Below are 1,306 nucleotides of genomic sequence, written 5' to 3'. Positions count from 1 at the left end.
CGCCGCCGAGGCAGTCGATGCGGACGATATCCGATTTTCAACGCAGATCGCCTACTACGCCCAACAAATGCTCAAGCAGATGGGGGGAGAGAAACTGCAGGAACGCATGATGCAGGCGTTCGATGAGCGCAGCGAGGAAGGCGAAGCTGAAGCTGAACGCCTGATCGAGATGCGACGCGAACTGACCAAGCGGGCGCGCGAGCGGGTCCAACGAAGCTATGATATTTTCGGCAAGGGCGAGACTGAACAGTTCCGCAATGAATTTGCGGAAAACAAGAAGCTGTCGGCTATTGAGTTGAGCGACATGGCGAGAATGAAAGTGCTTGTCGCACGGATCGCCAAGCGGCTTGCTGTGAAACACTCACGCCGGCGGAGAAAGAAAAATCGTGGCCAGCTCGACATACGCCGCACCATGCGCGCAAATGCTGGCGTTGATGGCGTGCCATTCAACGTTGTGTGGCGCCAGAAGAAGCGGGAGCGGCCCAAGATCGTCGTGATTTGCGACGTTTCCGGTTCCGTGGCCCGCTATGTTCGCTTTTTGCTGTTGTTGTTATGGTCCATGAAGGACGTCGTTCCGGACATGCATGCCTTTGCCTTTTCCAACAAGCTGGTCGAGGTGGACGATATTCTGGAAGACAATCCCTTTGAGCACGCGATGGATATTATCATCCGTGTGGCCGGCATGGGGTCCACTGACTATGGCCAGGCCTGGTCTGATTTGAAGAAAGATCACGAAGCGCTGGTCGATCGGCGAACAACCATCATCGTTCTTGGCGACGGCCGTTCGAACTATGACGATCCACGAACAGATCTGTTCCGAGGCTTCGCCTCGCGCGCCAAGCGCACCATCTGGCTAAATCCAGAGCCGCTGGCTGCGTGGGGCACAGGGGATAGTGAAATTCCGCGCTACAGGCCCTACTGCTCGACCATGAGCCATGTCGCCACCCTCAAGGATCTTGAGCGCGCCGTAGATGACGTACTGAGCGCGTATTCCTGAATCAAAAAACCCCAGCGCGATGGCTGGGGTTCTTCGTTGGGCTCAAACGAACACCTAAGAACGCTGTGCGCGGCACTCCGGTGTGTTGTTGAACTTTTCCTGAGCTGCCGTAAGGCGCTCGGGCACCGTCTTGCAGTTTTCCGGGACATTCTCTTCACCGAGAACCGCGAGACGCTTACAAATCTTCGCTTCGTTCTCGACATTGAGATAAGCCGACTGGACTTCAAAACAGACCAGCGCATCAGCGGTGGCTTCTTCAGAGTCCATGAACTGCAGCCAGCTGCGACCTGCGCGGTTACCTGCCTGGCG

General features: G+C 56.4%; 1 protein-coding gene and 1 pseudogene. One reads left to right on the top strand and one right to left on the bottom strand.

Features of this window, described 5'->3' with window-relative positions; translation table 11 throughout:
• The coding region (locus tag B4F73_RS16620; RefSeq protein ID WP_290483830.1) for a VWA domain-containing protein at positions 1 to 997 on the top strand (997 nt) is incomplete at its 5' end.
• A gap of 54 nt (positions 998 to 1,051) precedes the next feature.
• On the opposite strand, the pseudogene B4F73_RS16615 reads toward B4F73_RS16620, so the two are convergent.
• A pseudogene (locus B4F73_RS16615) lies at positions 1,052 to 1,306 on the bottom strand (hypothetical protein); the annotation flags it as partial.

Source organism: Hyphomonas sp. UBA3601 (genome assembly GCF_002375605.1).
Taxonomy (GTDB): Bacteria; Pseudomonadota; Alphaproteobacteria; order Caulobacterales; family Hyphomonadaceae; genus Hyphomonas.
Note: the sequence above shows the minus strand (reverse complement) of the source record. Positions and strands in the feature narration are given on the sequence as shown.